The sequence below is a fragment of the Pantoea sp. sgz302252 genome, assembly GCF_047713085.1.
GTDB lineage: Bacteria > Pseudomonadota > Gammaproteobacteria > Enterobacterales > Enterobacteriaceae > Scandinavium.
Genome location: NZ_JBLFJW010000086.1, coordinates 1 through 2,090 on the forward strand (window position 1 = coordinate 1; position 2,090 = coordinate 2,090).

Below are 2,090 nucleotides of genomic sequence, written 5' to 3' on the forward strand. Positions count from 1 at the left end.
TAGACCATCGCTTCCGGGGCGTTGAGCAGCGTGTGGTGATAGAACGCCGCCACACGCGAGAGCAGCGCCTGACGGCCCGCTTCATCCTGAGCGACAGCGGCGGACGAGGCAACCAGCGGCTGAACGGAAGGATTGTCGCCCAGCTCACCGCGCAGCCGTTCCACCGCCTTACGCAGGCTGAGTTTTTCAGTGTGCATCAGCCAGTCAATGACCGAGCCACCGGCATCGCAGCCGAAGCAGTGATACAGATTTTTGGCCGGAGAGAGGATACAGGACGGCTCTTTCTCGTCGTGGAACGGGCACAGCACCGCGAAGTCTTTTCCCTTTCTGAACAGCTTGCGCCCCTGCGCTTTCGCCACGGCAACCAGGGAGACGGCGGCTTTCAGGTGCTGTAATTCTGCTTCGGGGATGCGGGCCATCTGATACCTCTAAAACCTTGTCAATGGACTATATAGTAGATTATAATATTCACCATTGAGTTGTTATGCAACAGGCAAATAAAAAGAGGGCCGTACAATGAACACCATAACTTCATTGTGTGCAGGTATTGATATGTCAGCTTTTGCAGAACGCCTTCGCTTGTTGCGTGAAGCCCGTAACCTGAGCCAGGTTCGTCTGGCGGAGTTACTTAACGTTGATCCACGGGTTTACAACCGTTGGGAAAAAGGGATTAGCGCTCCGCACCTGGATACTGTTATTAACATTGCAGATGTGCTTCAGGTTTCGATGGATGAACTGGTTGGCCGTAAGGCGGTATCTGAAGAGGTCAAGGTGCGTAACCATACCCTGCATGCGCTATGGCAGAAGGCCGATCTTCTGCCGGACACTGACCAGCAGGCGCTGATTGCTGTTCTTGACAGTTTCGTTAAGAAGGCAATGGTTGAACAAGTGATGAATATCACAGGAAAACGATAAAATGAACGCGGCGCTAACGTGGTGGAACACGATAACGCCGCTGACCACAAGCAACTAAAAGAGGTAGTTAATTATGGCTGAGAAGCATTCTACGGCAGAACGGAAGATTTCCAAAACGCAGCGCCGTTACCAGGTGAGTTATATAACCGCGCGGCACGCCGACCCCAAAACATTCCGGACACGCTATTATTCCCGCCACCCGAGTCTGACCCTTAAAGGCGACTGGCTGAAGGAAGCGGGGTTTGATACCGGGACGGGCGTGACGGTGAAAATATCAGATGGCGTGCTGACGATTATTGCGGATACCAGTGAAGTGCAGGCCCTGAAGGCTGAGCTTTACCAGTTTAAAGAGGCGGCGATGGGGATGAAGGCGCTGGTTGCTTAGCGGGTTGCGGGTAATAAAAGAGCCGGGAAGATGTAAATTCTTACCCGGCTTTTGCATGTTTATTATATGGCGTGATGTTTATGCATCATTTTCTGCATATTCTATCAGCCTAAAACATTTATCTGTTTCTGAAGGCGGCTCATCTAAATTTGACAGCCATCCTTCTATGAACTCTTGTGCCAAAAATATTTCTAGAAAATATTCTGCATTAATTTTTTTAGCCTCATTTGGTATGCCACCATTATCAGGTTCCATTGCAACTACTGCTTCAGAGTCTGGTGTCCATGGTTGTTTAGCATAAACAGTATCGTCACTGTTAAAATTATCTAATTGATTAATAACTTCACGTAGTTTCATTTTATTTTCCCCAGACGGCATACCCGCCGTGACCATCAGGATGTAGAGCTTTCCAGTATTCGCTTCCAGGGGTGTGCTGAGAACGGGGGACAAGCCGCATAGTTCCTTCGTCCAGTTCATGATGCCACGTCCAACCAGCAGGTGGTTGTCTGGGAGCGAGTCCAGTTGGAGTTCTTTCAAGGTTTACACCCAAGTTTTGCATCTGGCTGGCAAAGCCCGGATCAGACTCCATTGCATTTAACAGGGATTCATTTGCTTCTTGAAAGTGTCGGGCTCGTGATACACCGGGATAAGACGTTTTAGAAAGCCTCATTTCATAGGCTGTAGAATAGGCACTACCGTCTCCCTTACACAACCCAAGCGGATCGATCCATTTCAGCGGATTCGATACGTAACTATAAGGATTGGTACCGCCTCTTAGCCCTATCGGGTC

The 2,090-nt window shown here is 49.7% G+C and carries 5 protein-coding genes; 2 read left to right on the forward strand and 3 right to left on the reverse strand.

All coding sequences use genetic code 11. The features are described 5' to 3' along the window. Window positions 1–419 (reverse strand): CHC2 zinc finger domain-containing protein (locus tag ACLW56_RS25140; protein WP_330986321.1); only part of this gene is annotated, 419 nt, incomplete at its 3' end. Window positions 420–552: 133 nt separating this feature from the next. Between ACLW56_RS25140 and ACLW56_RS25145 the strand changes: the two genes are divergently transcribed. After that, a complete protein-coding gene (locus ACLW56_RS25145; RefSeq protein WP_330986322.1) occupies window positions 553–915 on the forward strand; it encodes a helix-turn-helix transcriptional regulator in 363 nt (120 codons plus the stop codon). Window positions 916–988: 73 nt separating this feature from the next. After that, window positions 989–1,300: a SymE family type I addiction module toxin gene (locus ACLW56_RS25150; RefSeq protein ID WP_330986323.1), complete on the forward strand. Its 312-nt coding sequence runs from the start codon at window positions 989–991 to the stop codon at window positions 1,298–1,300. Window positions 1,301–1,378: 78 nt separating this feature from the next. Here ACLW56_RS25150 and ACLW56_RS25155 read toward each other — a convergent pair whose 3' ends face one another. Together ACLW56_RS25155 and ACLW56_RS25160 are read right to left on the reverse strand one after the other, a co-directional pair. After that, window positions 1,379–1,657, reverse strand: coding sequence for a hypothetical protein (locus ACLW56_RS25155; protein WP_330986324.1), 279 nt, complete (start codon window positions 1,655–1,657; stop codon window positions 1,379–1,381). A 1-nt stretch (window position 1,658) separates the two neighbouring features. Then, window positions 1,659–2,090, reverse strand: a 432-nt coding sequence (locus tag ACLW56_RS25160; protein WP_330986325.1) for an HNH endonuclease, incomplete at its 5' end; no start/stop codon positions are given.